18 protein-coding genes and 1 tRNA gene are annotated in these 14,556 nt (G+C 70.8%); 8 read left to right on the top strand and 11 right to left on the bottom strand.

Annotated features, from left to right (window positions below):
* Window positions 1-13: 13 nt before the first annotated feature.
* The 5 genes from ACLQ3F_RS02985 to ACLQ3F_RS02965 are packed head-to-tail and all read left to right on the top strand — an operon-like array spanning window position 14 to window position 2,382.
* Complete coding sequence (locus ACLQ3F_RS02985; protein WP_425845716.1) at window positions 14-406, top strand: YbaB/EbfC family nucleoid-associated protein; 393 nt, start codon at window positions 14-16, stop codon at window positions 404-406.
* Window positions 406-720, top strand: a complete 315-nt coding sequence (locus tag ACLQ3F_RS02980) for a type VII secretion target (protein WP_357235097.1) — start codon at window positions 406-408, stop codon at window positions 718-720. The genes ACLQ3F_RS02985 and ACLQ3F_RS02980 overlap by 1 nt, the downstream gene beginning before the upstream one ends.
* 19 nt (window positions 721-739) lie before the next feature.
* Window positions 740-1,465 (top strand): WXG100 family type VII secretion target, encoded by a 726-nt coding sequence (locus ACLQ3F_RS02975; protein WP_425845712.1) that lies wholly within the window; start codon window positions 740-742, stop codon window positions 1,463-1,465.
* A 10-nt stretch (window positions 1,466-1,475) separates the two neighbouring features.
* Window positions 1,476-2,102 (top strand): EndoU domain-containing protein, encoded by a 627-nt coding sequence (locus ACLQ3F_RS02970; RefSeq protein ID WP_357195802.1) that lies wholly within the window; start codon window positions 1,476-1,478, stop codon window positions 2,100-2,102.
* A gap of 22 nt (window positions 2,103-2,124) precedes the next feature.
* Window positions 2,125-2,382 (top strand): hypothetical protein, encoded by a 258-nt coding sequence (locus ACLQ3F_RS02965; RefSeq protein WP_425845708.1) that lies wholly within the window; start codon window positions 2,125-2,127, stop codon window positions 2,380-2,382.
* A 70-nt stretch (window positions 2,383-2,452) separates the two neighbouring features.
* Here ACLQ3F_RS02965 and ACLQ3F_RS02960 read toward each other — a convergent pair whose 3' ends face one another.
* The 3 genes from ACLQ3F_RS02960 to ACLQ3F_RS02950 form a co-directional block, all read right to left on the bottom strand.
* The gene (locus tag ACLQ3F_RS02960) at window positions 2,453-2,794 is read right to left on the bottom strand and encodes a hypothetical protein (RefSeq protein ID WP_425845706.1); all 342 of its coding nucleotides are present in this window, start codon (window positions 2,792-2,794) and stop codon (window positions 2,453-2,455) included.
* Between the two features lie 100 nt (window positions 2,795-2,894).
* A tRNA-Val gene (locus tag ACLQ3F_RS02955) sits at window positions 2,895-2,966 on the bottom strand.
* A gap of 50 nt (window positions 2,967-3,016) precedes the next feature.
* On the bottom strand, window positions 3,017-3,661 hold the full coding sequence (locus ACLQ3F_RS02950; RefSeq protein WP_357195033.1) for a PGPGW domain-containing protein: 645 nt from the start codon (window positions 3,659-3,661) through the stop codon (window positions 3,017-3,019).
* Window positions 3,662-3,934: 273 nt separating this feature from the next.
* Here ACLQ3F_RS02950 and ACLQ3F_RS02945 point away from each other — a divergent pair, with 273 nt between their 5' ends.
* Window positions 3,935-4,366: an SsgA family sporulation/cell division regulator gene (locus tag ACLQ3F_RS02945; protein WP_007457244.1), complete on the top strand. Its 432-nt coding sequence runs from the start codon at window positions 3,935-3,937 to the stop codon at window positions 4,364-4,366.
* Window positions 4,367-4,471: 105 nt separating this feature from the next.
* Here ACLQ3F_RS02945 and ACLQ3F_RS02940 read toward each other — a convergent pair whose 3' ends face one another.
* Entirely contained in the window at window positions 4,472-5,248 is a 777-nt protein-coding gene (locus ACLQ3F_RS02940) for a glucose 1-dehydrogenase (protein ID WP_425845703.1), read from the bottom strand.
* A 202-nt stretch (window positions 5,249-5,450) separates the two neighbouring features.
* Here ACLQ3F_RS02940 and ACLQ3F_RS02935 point away from each other — a divergent pair, with 202 nt between their 5' ends.
* A complete protein-coding gene (locus ACLQ3F_RS02935; protein ID WP_425845701.1) occupies window positions 5,451-6,443 on the top strand; it encodes a helix-turn-helix transcriptional regulator in 993 nt (330 codons plus the stop codon).
* A 7-nt stretch (window positions 6,444-6,450) separates the two neighbouring features.
* Window positions 6,451-6,906, top strand: a complete 456-nt coding sequence (locus ACLQ3F_RS02930; protein ID WP_030333674.1) for an RrF2 family transcriptional regulator — start codon at window positions 6,451-6,453, stop codon at window positions 6,904-6,906.
* Between the two features lie 21 nt (window positions 6,907-6,927).
* Here ACLQ3F_RS02930 and ACLQ3F_RS02925 read toward each other — a convergent pair whose 3' ends face one another.
* The 7 genes from ACLQ3F_RS02925 to ACLQ3F_RS02895 form a co-directional block, all read right to left on the bottom strand.
* The gene (locus tag ACLQ3F_RS02925; RefSeq protein WP_425845698.1) at window positions 6,928-7,890 is read right to left on the bottom strand and encodes an acetylxylan esterase; all 963 of its coding nucleotides are present in this window, start codon (window positions 7,888-7,890) and stop codon (window positions 6,928-6,930) included.
* Between the two features lie 97 nt (window positions 7,891-7,987).
* Complete coding sequence (locus ACLQ3F_RS02920; RefSeq protein ID WP_425845695.1) at window positions 7,988-8,671, bottom strand: N-acetylmannosamine-6-phosphate 2-epimerase; 684 nt, start codon at window positions 8,669-8,671, stop codon at window positions 7,988-7,990.
* Window positions 8,668-9,615 carry an ROK family protein gene (locus ACLQ3F_RS02915; protein WP_425845692.1) on the bottom strand — a complete coding sequence of 316 codons (948 nt, stop codon included), beginning with the start codon at window positions 9,613-9,615 and terminating at the stop codon, window positions 8,668-8,670. Before ACLQ3F_RS02915 ends, ACLQ3F_RS02920 begins: the two co-directional genes overlap by 4 nt.
* A gap of 2 nt (window positions 9,616-9,617) precedes the next feature.
* Window positions 9,618-10,556 carry a dihydrodipicolinate synthase family protein gene (locus ACLQ3F_RS02910; protein WP_357200323.1) on the bottom strand — a complete coding sequence of 313 codons (939 nt, stop codon included), beginning with the start codon at window positions 10,554-10,556 and terminating at the stop codon, window positions 9,618-9,620.
* Window positions 10,553-11,626 (bottom strand): oligopeptide/dipeptide ABC transporter ATP-binding protein, encoded by a 1,074-nt coding sequence (locus ACLQ3F_RS02905; RefSeq protein ID WP_425845690.1) that lies wholly within the window; start codon window positions 11,624-11,626, stop codon window positions 10,553-10,555. The genes ACLQ3F_RS02910 and ACLQ3F_RS02905 overlap by 4 nt, the downstream gene beginning before the upstream one ends.
* Window positions 11,623-13,581 carry a dipeptide/oligopeptide/nickel ABC transporter permease/ATP-binding protein gene (locus tag ACLQ3F_RS02900; RefSeq protein WP_425845687.1) on the bottom strand — a complete coding sequence of 653 codons (1,959 nt, stop codon included), beginning with the start codon at window positions 13,579-13,581 and terminating at the stop codon, window positions 11,623-11,625. The genes ACLQ3F_RS02905 and ACLQ3F_RS02900 overlap by 4 nt, the downstream gene beginning before the upstream one ends.
* Entirely contained in the window at window positions 13,581-14,537 is a 957-nt protein-coding gene (locus ACLQ3F_RS02895) for an ABC transporter permease (RefSeq protein WP_124859013.1), read from the bottom strand. The genes ACLQ3F_RS02900 and ACLQ3F_RS02895 overlap by 1 nt, the downstream gene beginning before the upstream one ends.
* Between the last annotated feature and the right edge of the window lie 19 nt (window positions 14,538-14,556).

Raw genomic sequence — 14,556 nt, 5'->3', positions numbered from 1 at the left:
AAACGGAGGCGCGATGGCTAATCCGCTGTTGGACGCCGAGGATGCGCGGGAACGCCTGGAGGCATGGCAGGCCAATGCCGTGCGTCGGGCCGCCGACACGCAGGCCGCCGCTGCCGGCTTGCGCGCGCTGCGGGTCGCGGCCACCGACGCCCACGGGATCGTCGAGGTCACCGTCGACTCCACGGGGGCGATGGCCGACGTCCGGCTCTCCGCGCGGGTACAGCGCATGAGCCTGGAGCAGACGCAGCAGGCGATCATGGGCGCCTATCGCAACGCGCGGGTCAAGCTCGCCGAGGCCGCCGCCGAGGTCGTGCGGGAGACGGTCGGCGCCGACTCGGCGACCGGCCGGGCCCTGCTGGCCGGATTCCGGACCGCCGACACCGAGGACGAAGAGGGGCGTTACTGATGCACGGGGGATTCGAGGTCGACGTCGAGGCGCTGCGCGCGCACGCCACGGCCATGTTGGCCATCCACGACCGCTTCGCCGCCGTCAAGGCCGCGAGCGGCACCATCTTCCAGGCCGACGATGCCTACGGGCAGCTCTGCCAGTTCTTACCGCCCATCCTGGAAGGACGCCACCGGGACCAGGACAAGGGCGTAGACATGCTCGCCGAGAACATCGCGCTGCTCGCCGCGGGAATCAAGAGAACCGCCGACGCCTACGAGCGGACCGAGGAGTCGACCACCGACGGCTTCAACTCCTTCCACTCCGCGACCTGAGCCGGCCCGGCGTTATCTCATGAGCAACCCACTGGTCGCCACGACCTCCGACATCCCCTCGACCAGCGCCGCGCACCGCGACGGCTGGACCGGCCTGCCGCTTGCCGACGACTACATGGGCATCAAGGACGCCATCGACTCCGGCAGCTGGATCGACGGCTCAATCGCGGGCTTGGGCGCCGCTCTCGACGGGGCGGCCATCGCCATCGACCCGTTCAGCACGCTCCTGTCGATGGGCATCGAGTGGGCCATCGAGCAGGTCGAGCCACTGAAGCAGGCACTCGACTGGCTCGCCGGTGATCCCCAGACCATCGAGACGCACGCCATGACCTGGGACAACATGGCCAATGAGCTGTTCTCCATCGCCGAGGACCTCAAGGCGCGGCTGGTCGGCGACCTCGACGGATGGCAGGGCACCGCCGCCGACGCCTACCGCGACATCCTGACCATCAACATCGACGTCGCCGGGATCTTCGCAGGCACGGCCGCCGGCATGGGTGCCGCGACCCGTGGCGCGGGAACCGTGGTGCAGATAGTGCGCGAGGTCGTGCGGGCCTTCATCGCCGACTGCATCGCCAAGGTCGTGGTGTGGCTGGCCGAGGTGGTCTTCTCTCTCGGCTTCGCCACACCGCTGGTCGCCTCCCAGCTCGCGGTCGCCGTCGTCCGCTGGACCGGCCGCATCTTCGGCTGGCTGATGGGCCTGATTGCCAGCCTCTCCGCCCTTCGCGCACTCCTCGACGTCTAGGCGGCCCTTGATGCGACAACTCATGGCGGCTCTGCGGACCACCGCCGTCCTGGTGGTCCTGTTCGCTGTGGCGGCTCTCCACAAACACCCCTCAGGCCCCACCCCACCGCACGGCGGTGGCGGCGATGGCCCCAACCGTCCCAAGTTCAACCCGGGAATGATGCCCAAGCGCGTGGGACCAGCCCAGCAGCACGGCATCAAGCGCGCCGGGGAGGGTCGCCCGAAGGACGCCGACACATCCGAGCCCGAGGTACCCAAGAGGACCAACCCCTGGGACGACCCCGAGTTCGCCGACGCCAGGTACGACATGAAACGCTTCGGTGAGATGGGCGACGGGGCGATGGACAAGATCTGGGACGGCGACGGCATGGGCAGTGGCAACCACAAGCCCTCGTCCACCGAGCCCGGCAAGACGCTCTTCCCGCCCGGCACCACCAAGGAGCAGGTCGAGGGCTGGTTCAAGAGCATCGCCGCCAACCCCGACAGCCGCCCTCAGCAACGTTCCCACGGCGACGGCTGGCTCGTCACCGGCACCCGCGACGGCATCACCTTCGGCGTTACCCTGGACAAGGACGGCAGCATCTCCGGCGGCTTCCCGCTCAGCGGCGAGGGCGTCACCACCAACCCGAAGGCCTAGCCACCGAACCCACGGGAGACCCATGGAAGTCAACGATTTCTACCGGCGCAGCCACCAGATCACCGACCAGCTCGCACCCAGGATCAGCACGAAGTACCGGCCGATCGTCCTGACCGCCGCCAGCGCCGGGGCCTGGGACCTGGCGATCCCGGAGCTCGTCGGCGCCCTGTCGGAGGAGGACGTCGTGATCACCACGGCGGAGAAGGACGCGCTGCGGGAGCTCATGGAGTTCCGCCGGGAGCCTCTGACCTACCTGGAGCAGATCCGGACCTCGGACTGACGGCCGAAGCGTAGAGCAGGCCCCTCGAACCCTGCACCGTGTCGACCAGCGCGCGCTCGCTGGTGCTCCTTCAGCTCTCGCTAGCGTTGACGCCTGACAGGTCGAGATAGGCCAGCAGCCGCAGGACACCGGCGAGGTGTTGCAGGTCGTGCCAGAGCACCGGCACGGCGTCTGCCGGACGGCGCAGCAGTGCATGTAGCTCTGCCACGTCGTCACTGCATTGCCCGACGTTGATCCCCGATTCCGGAACGTCTCTCAGCTCGAACGCGGTCTCCAGGTCGACGTTCCAGTAGAGATCGACACCGACGCCCGAAAGATCGATCTCCGCGCCGAACCGCTCCTCCACCATGTCCAGCAGCACGCCGCACACCCGGCGGAGGTCTTGGGCCCTCAACACGTCCGTCACGTTCACCGCCCTCCCGGCAGCGCCACACACCCCGGCTGCTGTACAGGCAGCAAAAAGGCCACCTCCCGAACCCGGGAAGCGGCCTCTGAACTGCCATAACTGAGAGTGGGCGATGCTGGTATCGAACCAGCGACCTCTTCGGTGTGAACGAAGCGCTCTCCCACTGAGCTAATCGCCCTCAGCGACACTGACTCTACCCGATCGTGCAACCGGACCGGAAATCCGGGGTCAGTGCGTCGCCAGGTACTGCATCGCCTCGGCGACGACGTCGATGCCGAGGCTGTACTTGAGGGACAGCCAGACAACAGTGGCCACGAAGACCAGGCCGACGGAGCCGAGCACGATTCGCACCAACAGCGACTGCCTTGTCACCCAGCGTGTCCAGCCGTGGACGTGGCGACGGGTGAAGCCGAGCAGCCGTCGAGCCCAGTGGTATTCGACGGCCCAGATGCCCAGGCCGGCGATCACCAGCAGCCAGCCCGGCCCGGGGAGCGGGATGAGGGCGATGCCGATGGTCACCACGAGCGCCCCGGCGATGGCGATGAAGATCTTGAGTGCGATCCGCCCGGTGGGGTTGGCGCGGATGAGGTCGAGGGTCAGCGAGATCCGTTCACGCCAGCGAGGCCGGCGTGGAGGATCCTGCACGGCGATTCCGCCACCACCAATGGCGGCGTCGTCACCGGCGGCAGCGTCGTCACCACGACCAGCACCGGCGCCGCCGCCACCGGACCGTCCGGCGTCGGACGCCGGCCGACCGGCCCGTTCGGGCTGCTCCATCGGCACTCCGTACCCCCGCTTTTCGGCTGCTCGGACCGCGACTTTCGGCGGGCCGGGTGCCGCCGCGGGATCCACTGAGGATTGCTTCGTCACCATTTCACCCCCCAGTGTCGCTCGGGCCCGTCACTGCAACGGCCGACTGGACGTTACCGGAGTAAGTCGACGACTGAGCCACCCGATACCGGGCGGGATCACGCACTGGGCAGAACCGGAAATCCTACATGAATGCTCACATTCACGCGGCGTTTCCGTCCCCCTTCCCACCACTGGGTGAAGTCAGCGTATGGCGGAGCGTAGCCAGAGGTAGCACCTGAGTATGGGAAAAGCGGGACACGCGCGTTCCGCAGCGGTGCCGGGGGGAGAACGTCCATGAGTGTCATCCGACCGACGACCGTAGAGGTCGAGACGTCGCTAAGGCTCGTCGCACCTGACGCCACCGCCTTGCCGGTGCGTGCCAGTCTGCGTTACGACCCTGCTGACCCGTATGCGGTCCATGTCCTGTTCCATGCCGAATCGGCAGGGGGCGAGGCGGTGAGTTGGTCGTTCGCTCGCGAACTTCTGGTCACCGGCCTGGACGAGCCGGCCGGCATCGGGGACGTTCGGGTCTGGCCCTGGGCCACACCGCGCGGCGACTTCGTCGCGCTGGCCCTCTCGTCACCGGACGGCAACGCCCTCTTCGAGGTGCCGCGCAGCGTCCTGGTGCGTTTCCTTCGACGGACCTACGTCGTCGTCCCGCGCGGCCGCGAGGCCGAGCACCTGGACGTCGACACGGCGGTGAACCGGCTGCTCGCCGGTCGCTGACCGCCCGAACGGGCAACATCGGCCACACCGGGGCCGCGCGGATCTGCCGAGTCCGCGCGGCCCCGGCACACGCCCAGGGCGTGCCCGCCCCGGGTCGGCCGGTGCTCAGCCGTGCGTGGTGATGCCGCCGTCGACGGGGATGACCGCTCCGGTCAGGTACGCGCCGGCGCGCGACGAGAGGTAGATGGCCGTGCCGGCCATGTCCTCGGGGCGCCCGATGCGGCCGAGCGGGACCTGCTGCTCGATGGCGGCCCGGCTCGCCGGGTCGTCGAGCGCGAACGCCATCATCTTGCTCTCGAACGGGCCGGGCGCTATGGCGTTGACGGTGATCTGCTCCCCGGCGAGTTGGTGGGCGAGGCTGCGGGTGAGCATGTGCACGGCGGCCTTGGTGGCCGAGTACGCGTACACCTCCATCATCGGCACCCGGATGCCGTCGATCGACCCGATGTTGATCACTCGGGCGGGGTCGTCGGCGCTGGCGGCGGCGCGCAGCGCCGGCAGCAGCGCGGTGGTGAGCCGGAAGACGGCCTTGACGTTGACCGCCCAGAGCTTGTCGAACGCGGCCTCGGGGTAGTCCTCAAGTGGCGCGCCCCAGGTCGCTCCGGCGTTGTTGACCAGCACGTCGAGGCGGCCGAAGCGCTCGCGCACTGCGGCGGCCAACGTTTCGGCGCCGGCCTCGTCGCCGAGGTCGGCGGGGATGGCCTCGCAGCGACCCTCGGCGGACAGGGTGGTGGCGACCGCCTCGCAGACGTCAGCCTTGCGGGACGAGATGATCACGTGTGCGCCGGCCCGGACGAAGCCCTGGGCGATCATCAGCCCGATCCCCCGCGAGCCGCCCGTGACCAGGACCGTCTTACCTTCGACCGAGAACAGCTGCGTCATGCCCATCCCATCGCGAGTCGGCGGGTGCCGGCGGCCGGTCAGGTGACCGGCGGATACCGGGTGGACCGCGGACCGACGGCGCTACCGCCGGGTAACGTAGCCCGGCCGCCGGGACCGGGACAAGCCCGCGGCTTGCCGCGGATTCCGCTGCGAACGTCGATCGGGATGCGGTGACCTGCGGTTCGGGCTACCGTCGCAGGCGATGGTCTCCACCGATCCCTCCCCCGCGCCATCGATCGGAACGGCGTCTCCCGTCACCGACGAGATAGCCACGTTCGCGCTGGCCGATCTTGCCGGTGCCCCGGGCTGGCGTCGGCCGGTGATCGTCGAGCGGGAGCTTCTGCTTCTCACCACGCGTGGGCACGGCGACGCGGAACTCGACTTTCACCTGCTGCCGTGCCGGCCCGGCACGCTGCTGCGGGTCCGCCCCGGCCAGGTGCTGCGCTGCGCCGGCCCCCAGTTCGACGCCACAGTGGTCGCCTGGGACGCCGAGGCGCTGCGCGGCTTCGACGTCGACCTGACCACGACCGCGACGTGGCGGCAGTTGGCAGGTGAGGACGAGGACGCGGTGATCAGCGAGGTGAGCCAGTTGGCGGTGGACTGCCGGCGGCACCCCGACAGCCCCACCGCCCGCGCGCTGCTCCGGCATCAACTGGCCGTGCTGCTGCTGCGGCTGGCCGTGGCCCGTGACGACCGGTCGCCCTCCCGACCCGAGGACGAGACGTTCCGCAGGTTCCGCCGCGAGGTGGAGCACGGCTACCCGCGGACCCGGCGGGTGGAGGATTATGCGGCCGAGCTCGGCTGCTCGGTGCGGACCCTGACCCGAGCCTGCCTCGCCGTCACCGGTCGCAGCGCCAAGCAGGTCATCGACGAGCGGGTCGCGTTGCAGGCCAGCCGGTTACTGGCCGCGACGGATCAGCCGATCGCCCAGATCGGCCGGCGGCTCGGCTTCTCCGAACCCACGAACTTCGGCCGCTTCTTCACCCGCGAGGTCGGGGTCAGCCCCGGCGCGTTCCGGGCCGCCCGGGATCAACCGGTGGCCGGCCGGGTGGTCCGGCCTCGACCGCCGGCCGAGTCGACGGGCGTCAACAGCGGCTGGTTCCGCCCCGGCACCCTCGGCGAACCCGCCAACGGCGGGTACGCCACGAGACCCGGGCCGCCCGCCGGAGGGCTGGGCGGCACCGGCCGGGCATGATGGCAGGGTGCAGATCTCCGCGCGCGGCGACTACGCGGTACGGGCGGCGTTGAGCCTCGCCACCGCGTACCCCTCGCTGCTCTCCACCCAGGCCATCGCCGCGGAGCAGGACATGCCCCGCAAGTTCCTGGAGGCGGTCCTGGCGGATCTGCGCCGGGCCGGCATCGTCCGCGCCCAACGCGGCGCCGAGGGCGGTTACACCCTCGCCCGCCCACCCCGCGAGGTGACCGTCGGCGCGGTGCTGCGCGCCGTCGAGGGCCCACTGGCCGGGGTACGCGGGCTGCGCCCCGAGGAGACCCGGTACGAGGGATCGGCGGAAAACCTGCCCGGCCTGTGGGTGGCGGTCCGCGCCGCCGTGCGGCGGGTCGTCGACGAGGTGAGCCTCGCCGAGATCGTCAGCGGTCGACTGCCCGCTCACGTCCGCAAGCTCACCGCGCTGCCCGATGCGTGGGAGCCCCGCTGACGCCAGCAGCGGGTGCTGTTTTCAGCCGAAGAGCTTGCGCAGCCAGGCGAGTTGTTCGAGCTGCTGGTGCGCCTCGCCACCTTCGTGGTCGTTGAACTCGTACACGCGCACCTCCTTGTCGCCCCCGTAGCGGTGGTAGGCGGCGAAGCAGGTCGAGGGCGGGCAGGTCCGGTCCATCATCGCGATGGAGAACAGCGCGGGCGCGGTCGCGCCGGATGCGAGCACGGCGGCGTCGACGTACGACAACGTACGGAACACCTGACTGCTCTGGTCACGGTGGAGCGCGAGATACTCGGCGACCTCGCCGTAGGGGCCTTCGGCGGCGACCCGGACGGCGCGCGGGAAGTCACACAGGAAGGGCACGTCGGGCATGGCCGCCGCCACGCCCGAAAACAGCGCGGCCACCGCCAGTGACAGGCCGCCTCCCTGGCTGATGCCGGTGACGACGACCCGGTCGGGGTCGACGGCGGGATGCTCCTGGGCAGCCTGGGCGAACCGGACCGCGTCGGTGATCAGCCTGCGGTAGTAGAACTCCTCCGGGCTGGTGACCCCGCGAGTGAGGAAACCCGGAACGGTGCCTGCTGGGTAAGGGTGCGCATCGGCGGTGCCGCCGGGCGCGGCACTCCAGCCCTGACCCCGGGTGTCCATGATGAGATGCGCGAAGCCCGCCGAGGCCCAGAAGAGTTTCTCGTGCGGCAGCCCACGGCCTCGGCCGTACCCGAGGTACTCGACCACGCACGCCAACGGCTCGGTGGCGTGCGCCGGCAGGTGCAGCCAGCCGTGCACCGGCTCGCCGCCGTAGCCGGGGACGGTGACCGAGAAGGTGTGGATCTGGGTGAGACCGGTGTCGACGGGCTCGTACGTCGCCGCTGCGGCACTGGCGGCACCCAGCGTCCGACCCCAGAAGGCGTCCAGGTCCTCCGGAACAGTCAGGTCGGGTCGGTACGCCCAGCAGTCGGCGACGGTGAGATCGCTCAAAGCCACAGCTTGGCCTCCAGGACAGCAGGGTTGTCAGTTGTCAGTGGGGTGGACCGTCGCCCGCGACGCGGAACCGCGGCCCGACGGCTCGTGCTCCGACCGCTCACCGGCCGGCGTTCGCCATCGCCGATGCGAACCACCCGGTGATGGTGCTGGGGTGGGTGATCGCCGTGCCCACCACCACCGTCCACGCCCCGGCCCGCAGCGCCTGCGCCGCGTGGGCCGGTGTGTGGATCCGACCCTCCGCCACCACCGGCACGTCGATCGACCTGGAGAGCCGGGCGACCAGGTCCAGGTCGGGGCCGGGCTGCTTGGTGGTGTACGCGGTGTAGCCGGCCAGTGTGGTGCCGACCAGGTCGGCACCCGCCGCCGCGGCGGCGACCCCCTCGTCGAGGGTGGAGCAGTCGGCCATCACCAGAGCCCCGGTCAGGTCGTGGACGGCGGCGATGGTGTCACCGAGGGTTCGGCCGTCGGGCCGGGGCCGCGCGGTGCCGTCAAGGGCCACGACGTGCGCGCCGGCCCGAGCCACCGACAGCGCGTGCTCCAGCGTGGGGGTGATGAAGACGTCGTCGTCCCCGTCCTTCCACAGACCGATCAGCGGCAGGTCGACCGCCCCCCGGATGGCCGCGATGTCCGCCAGGCCCTGGGCGCGAATGCCGGCGGCACCGCCCTGGGCGGCGGCGAGGGCCACCCGGCGCATCGTGTCCGGGCTGCGCATCGGCTCACCGGGGTACGCCTGGCAGGAGACGACGAGGCGGTGGCGGAGCTGTGCGATCAGCGTGTTCATGCGGTGCCCTCCCAGGCGAGTGCGGCGGCGCCGAGAAGTGGGGCGTCCGATCCGAGGGTCGTGGCCAGGACGGGCACGCCGTCCAGATTGGGCAACGTCTCCCGCCGCACGGCGCCCCGAAGTGCCTGCCACCAGGTGTCGCCGAGGCCGGCGACACCGCCGCCGATGACGACGACAGCGGGGTCGAGCATGTTGACCAGCCCGCCGACCGCCGAGCCGACGGCGGCCCCACCCAGCAGGACCACCTCCCGGGCTGTGGCGTCACCGTCCGCCGCGCGCTCGGCCACAGTGCGCAGGTCGCCGACCGGCTGACCGGTACGCCGCACGTACTCCTCGGTGAGAGCGGGCCCGGAGGCGATCGCCTCCAGGTGCCCCCGCCCGCCGCAGGTGCAGGGCAACTGCCCGGCGTACGGCGAGGGCTGGTGGCCGGCGTGGCCGGCGGCGGAGTGGGCGCCGGTCAGCACGGTGCCGTCGACGACGAACGAGGCGCCGATACCGGTGCCGACCGCGATGAAGAGCATCGTCTGGTGGCCGACCGCCACGCCGTGTCGCGCCTCACCGAGGGCGTGCGCGTGCACGTCGTTGATGGCTGTGACGGGCAGGTCCAGCAGTTCCCGCAGTCGGCCGCTCAGGTCCGTGCCGGCCCAACCGGCCAGGGCGTCGGTGGCCGACAGCACCCGACCCGTCCGGTGGTCGATCACCCCGGCGCTACCGACGCCGAGGGCACGGATGCGGGTTCCCGTCGCCCTAGCCCGCAGCCGACCGACGAGGTCGGCTGCGGTGTCGATGATGGCGGTCGCCCCGGCCCGGCCGGGGGTGGGGACGGTGATCTGGTCGATGACCTCGCCGTGGCGGGTCACGATGGCAGCGGCCGTCTTGGTGCCCCCGATGTCAAGCGCGGCCACCGCCACGTCGACGACCGAGGGCTCGGGTGCCTCGGACATGGCTAGAGCAGCCCCGCCAGCTCCAACTGGGCACGCACCCGGCTCGCCTCATCGGCGTCGAGCGGTCGCAGCGGAAGCGACACGGCGTTGCTGTCGATGACGCCGAGCAGGGCCAGTGCGGTCTTGAATGCGCCCACGCCCCGGGTCGCCCCTGCCGCCGTAGCCGGGTCGGCCGCGTCGACGATCCGGAACAACCGGGTCAGTCGGTCCTGCTCCGCGCGGGCGGTTTCCCAGTCGCCGGTCACGCAGGCCCGGTGAAGTCGCACGTAGCCCTCCGGGTCCACGTTGCCCAGGCCGGGGACGGAACCGGAGGCGCCGGCGAGCATCATCGCGTCGACCACCACCTCGTGGCCGGTCAACAGGCTGAAGCCGGCGTTCGGCGCGCGTTCCGCGATGGACAGCACCAGTTGGCGGAACGAGACGTCGTCACCGCTGGAGTCCTTGACGCCGGCGAGGACGCCCTCCGCGGCGAGTCGGCTCAGCAGGCCCGGCGACAGCTTGGTGTGCACGCAGACCGGAATGTCGTACGCCAGCAGCGGAAGTTCGACCGAAGCGGCGAGGGACCGGAAGTGCCGCTCGACCTCGTGGGGGCCGACAATGGCGTAGAAGGGGGCGGTGGCCACCAGGCCGTCGACACCCAGGCGCGTCGACGCGTCGGCCCGGTCGAGGACCCGGCGGGTGGTCGGCTCGATGCAGCCCGCGATGACGGGTACGGTCCCGCCGACGGTCTTCACGACGGTTTCGAGAGCCTGGTCCCGCTGACTGTCCGTGAGGAACACCGTCTCGCCGGAGCTGCCGAGGGCGAAGATGCCGTCGACGCCGGCGGTGAGCATCCGCTCGACGAGCCGCTCAAGGGAGGCGACGTCGACCGCCCCCTCCTCGGTCAGGGGGGTGACGACCGGCGGCACGACTCCGGCGAACCGCGGGGCTGGGGTGGTCACGCTGACTCCTCGACATGTAGGGGGGTGGTGCGGCCGGTCGATGCTCTGGCGAGTTCGACCAGCTCTGTGTTGCTGGATCCGGCAGGAACGGGGTGGTAGCACCGGAATTCGTGGGCACCGGCACCGCCGTCGCCCGACCGGACCGGCGGCATCTCGATGGCGCAGCCGTCGGTCGCCTTCCAGCACCGGGTGCGGAACGGGCATCCGGTCGGCGGTTTCGTGGCGAGTGGAACGGGGCCGACGAGCGGGATCGGGTCGAGTGGCGAAAGCAGCCCCGGCGTGGCGGAGAAGAGCGCCCGGGTGTACGGGTGCTGGGCGACCTCGGGGAGCCCGGCGGCGGGCGCCTGCTCCACGATCCGGCCGAGGTACATGGTGACCACGCGGTCACTGATCCGCTTGACCGTCTGGATGTCGTGCGAGACGAAGACCATGGCCAGGTCCAGACGCTCCTTGAGGTCCAGGAGCAGGTTGAGGATCTGCGCCCGGACCGACACGTCGAGCGCGCTGGTGGGCTCGTCGGCGATGACCAGCCCTGGCTCCAGGGCCAGGGCACGCGCGATGGACACCCGCTGGCGTTGGCCGCCGGAGAGCTGGCTCGGCAGCACGTCGGCGACCGACCGGGGCAGCCCGACCAGCGCCATCAGCTCCCTGACCCGCTCCTCGCGCTCCTTGCGGGTGCCGTGACGGTGCACGTCGAGCGGGTCGCGCAGGATGTCGCGGACCGGCATGCGCCGGTTCAGCGACGTGGCCGGATCCTGGAAGATCATGCCGACGCCGGCGCCGATGTGCAGTCGGCGTTCCGCCGCGCTCATCGACCAGACGTCCTTGCCGGAGAAGGCAACGGTGCCGCTCGTCGGCCGCTGGAGGCCCACCAGCACCTTGGCCATCGTGGACTTGCCGCAGCCGGACTCGCCGACGACACCGATCGTCTCGCCGGCACGCACGGTCAGGTCCGCGCCGGTGAGGGCATACACCCGCTCGCGGCCGAACAGGCCACCCCCTCGGGTGCGATGCACCACGTGCACGTCGCGCAGTTCGACGATCGACTGGTGTGGGACTGACGCGCTCATCGGGCCAGCTCCCCTTCCGTGACGGTGACGGCCGGGTGGTGGCAGGCGTACCGGTGGGCGGGGACGCCCTCCAGACGGGGCGTCTCCTCCCGGCAGACCTCGGTGGCCATGGGGCAGCGGTCAGCGAACCGGCAGCCCGATGGGAAGTCGGCCGGCGACGGCACCACGCCGCGGATCTGGGTGAGCCGCTCCGCGCCGGCCTCGAGGGAGAGCACGGAACCGAGAAGACCTCGGGCGTAGTGGTGTGCCGGCGCGCCAACCACGTCGGCGGTGACACCGCTCTCGACGATCTGCCCGCCGTACATCACCACGACCCGGTCCGCGACGTCGCTGACCAGCGCGAGATCGTGACTGACCAGGATCAGCGCGAAGCCGAGCTGCCCGCGCAGCCGCAGCAGCAGCTCCATGACCTGCGCCTGGACCGTGACGTCCAGCGCGGTGGTCGGCTCGTCAGCGATGATCAGGCGCGGATCCCGCGACAGCGCCATGGCGATCACCACGCGCTGCCGCTGCCCACCGGAGAGTTCGTGCGGGTACGCGGACAGGGTGCGCTGCGCGTCCAGGCCCACCAGCTCCATCAGCTCCTGGGCCGACCGCGTGCCGCCACGGCTGATCATCTGGGCGAGCTGGGGGCCGATGCGCAGTGAGGGGTTCAGGGCCGAGAGGGCGTCCTGGTAGACCATCGCGATCTCGCGCCCCATCAGGGCACGGCGTCGTTTGGTGCTCACCGTCAGCAGGTCGGTGCCCGCGAAGCGGACCTCGCCGCGGACCCGGGCGCCCTGCGGCAGCAGGCCCATCACGGCGAGAGAGGTCAGCGACTTACCGGAGCCGGACTCCCCCACCAGGCCGAGGACCTCGCCGGGGCGGATGTCGAAGGTCAGGTCGTCGACGATGTCGACGCCGCTGTGGCGTCCCTCGAACCCGATCGACAGGTTCCGGACCTCCAGGACGGGCTCCCCGTCCGGGAGGGGGCGGGCGCGCTCGCGCAGCCGCTGCGCGGCCTCGGCCAGGCCGGGCAGTTGCACCACCTCACCGGAGCCGGGCTGCGCCTCCTCCTGCGCGTCCCCGATCTTCGTGGCGGTGGCACGTCGCGCCGCCGGGGCGGCCCAGGCGTCGGACATCCCTTCGGAGAGCACGTTCAGGGCGAGCACGGTGAGCAGGATCAGCAGGCCGGGGAAGAACGTGGCCCACCAGCCACCGATCTGCACCATCTCCTTGCCGAAGGCGATGACCGAGCCCCACGAGGAGGCGGCTTCCTGGGGTGCCAGCCCGCCACCGATGAACGAGAGCGACGCCTCGAACACGATGGCGTCGGCCACCATCACGGTGACGAAGACGAGGATCGGGGCGGCGCAGTTACGCAGGATGTGCCGCCAGAGGATGTGCGGTCGCCGCGCGCCGATGATCCGTTCGGCCGCGACGTAGTCCTCGCGGTACTGCGAGAGCACGTTGGCGCGCACGATGCGCGCGATCGAGGGCACGAAGACGAAACCGATCGCAACCACGAGGACCAGGAGGCTGTTCTTGCCGAACGAGATGATCAGCAGGGCGGAAAGCACGATGGCGGGGAAGGCCATGACGACGTCGAGGCACCGCATCACCACCTCGTCGACAGCGGGCCGGCTGGTTCCGGCCAGCGCGCCCAGGATCGCGCCGATCACCAGGGCGATGCCGGCGCTGCCAAAGCCCACGATCAACGAACGCCGGGTGCCGGCGACCAGCCGCGAGAACACGTCGCGTCCGAGCTTGTCCAGGCCGAACCAGTAGTCGCCGTTCGGGCCGGTCAGCGCGGGGCCGAGCCCGGCCTGCGCGGGGTCGTGTCGCAGGATCAGCGGCGCGAAGATGCCCACCACGACGATGAGCAGGACGAAGCTCAGTGCGATCCGAGCCGTGACGCTGAGCCGTTTGAAGGCGATGCCGGGAGCCGACAGCCTGGCGGTGAGTGTTCGACGCATCAGTGGGCTCCGCGCAGTCGAGGGTTGGCGAAGAGGTAGAGGATGTCGACCACCAGGTTCACGAGGACGAAGCAGATGGCGATCGTCAGCACGGTTCCCTGGGCGAGGGCGGTGTCGTTCTGCTGGACCGCGCTCATGATCTGGGTGCCCATGCCGGGCAGCGAGAAGATGGCCTCGATGACGACAGTGCCGCCCAGCAGGTAGCCGATTCGCAGGCCCAGCACGGTGAGCGGGTTGACCAGCGCGTTGCGCAGCACGTTGCGTCCGACCACCACGCGGGGCGGCAGCCCGGCGCCGATCGCCGTCCGCACGTAGTCCTTGTCGAGTTCCTCGACCATTGACGTCCGCACGATTCTGGCCAGTGAGCAGCCGACCGGCACGGCGAGGGCCAGCGCCGGCATGGCGAGGGACTGCAGCCAGAGGGAGAACGAGTCGCCGGGGTTGACGTACCCGCCGGTCGGGAAGACGGGGCGACGGACCGACAGCTCCTGGATGAGCAGGAGAGCCAGCCAGAACGACGGCATGGCGATACCGGCCATCGAGACGAACCGGATGACCTGGTCGGGCCAGCGGTCCCGGTACAGCGCGGCGGGGATGCCGAGGGCCAACGCGATGACCAGCGCGCCGACGATACCGAGGGCGGTCAGCTGGATGGTCAGCGGCAGCGCGGTGGCGATCTTGTCGGCGACCGGGACGGACGGCGGGAAGGTCACGCCGAGATCGCCCCGGAGCAGGTCGCCCAGGAAGTGCAGGTACCGCAGGGGCAGCGGGTCGTCGAGACCGTTGGCGGCCTTGAACGCGGCCACCTGCGCGGGGGTCGCCTGATCGCCCAGGACGGACAGCGCGGGATCGATCGGGGAGAACTGCATGATCACGAAGACGAAGATCGTGATGCCCAGCACCAGGGGTATCAGGGTCAGGAGTCGTCGCGCGACCAGGCTCAGAACGCTCAGCATGGTGTCTTTCTCTCGTCGA

Source organism: Micromonospora sp. DT15 (assembly GCF_049841475.1).
GTDB lineage: Bacteria > Actinomycetota > Actinomycetes > Mycobacteriales > Micromonosporaceae > Micromonospora.
The sequence above is the reverse complement of the archived record's forward strand: the minus strand, read 5'-3'. Positions and strand labels throughout refer to the sequence as shown.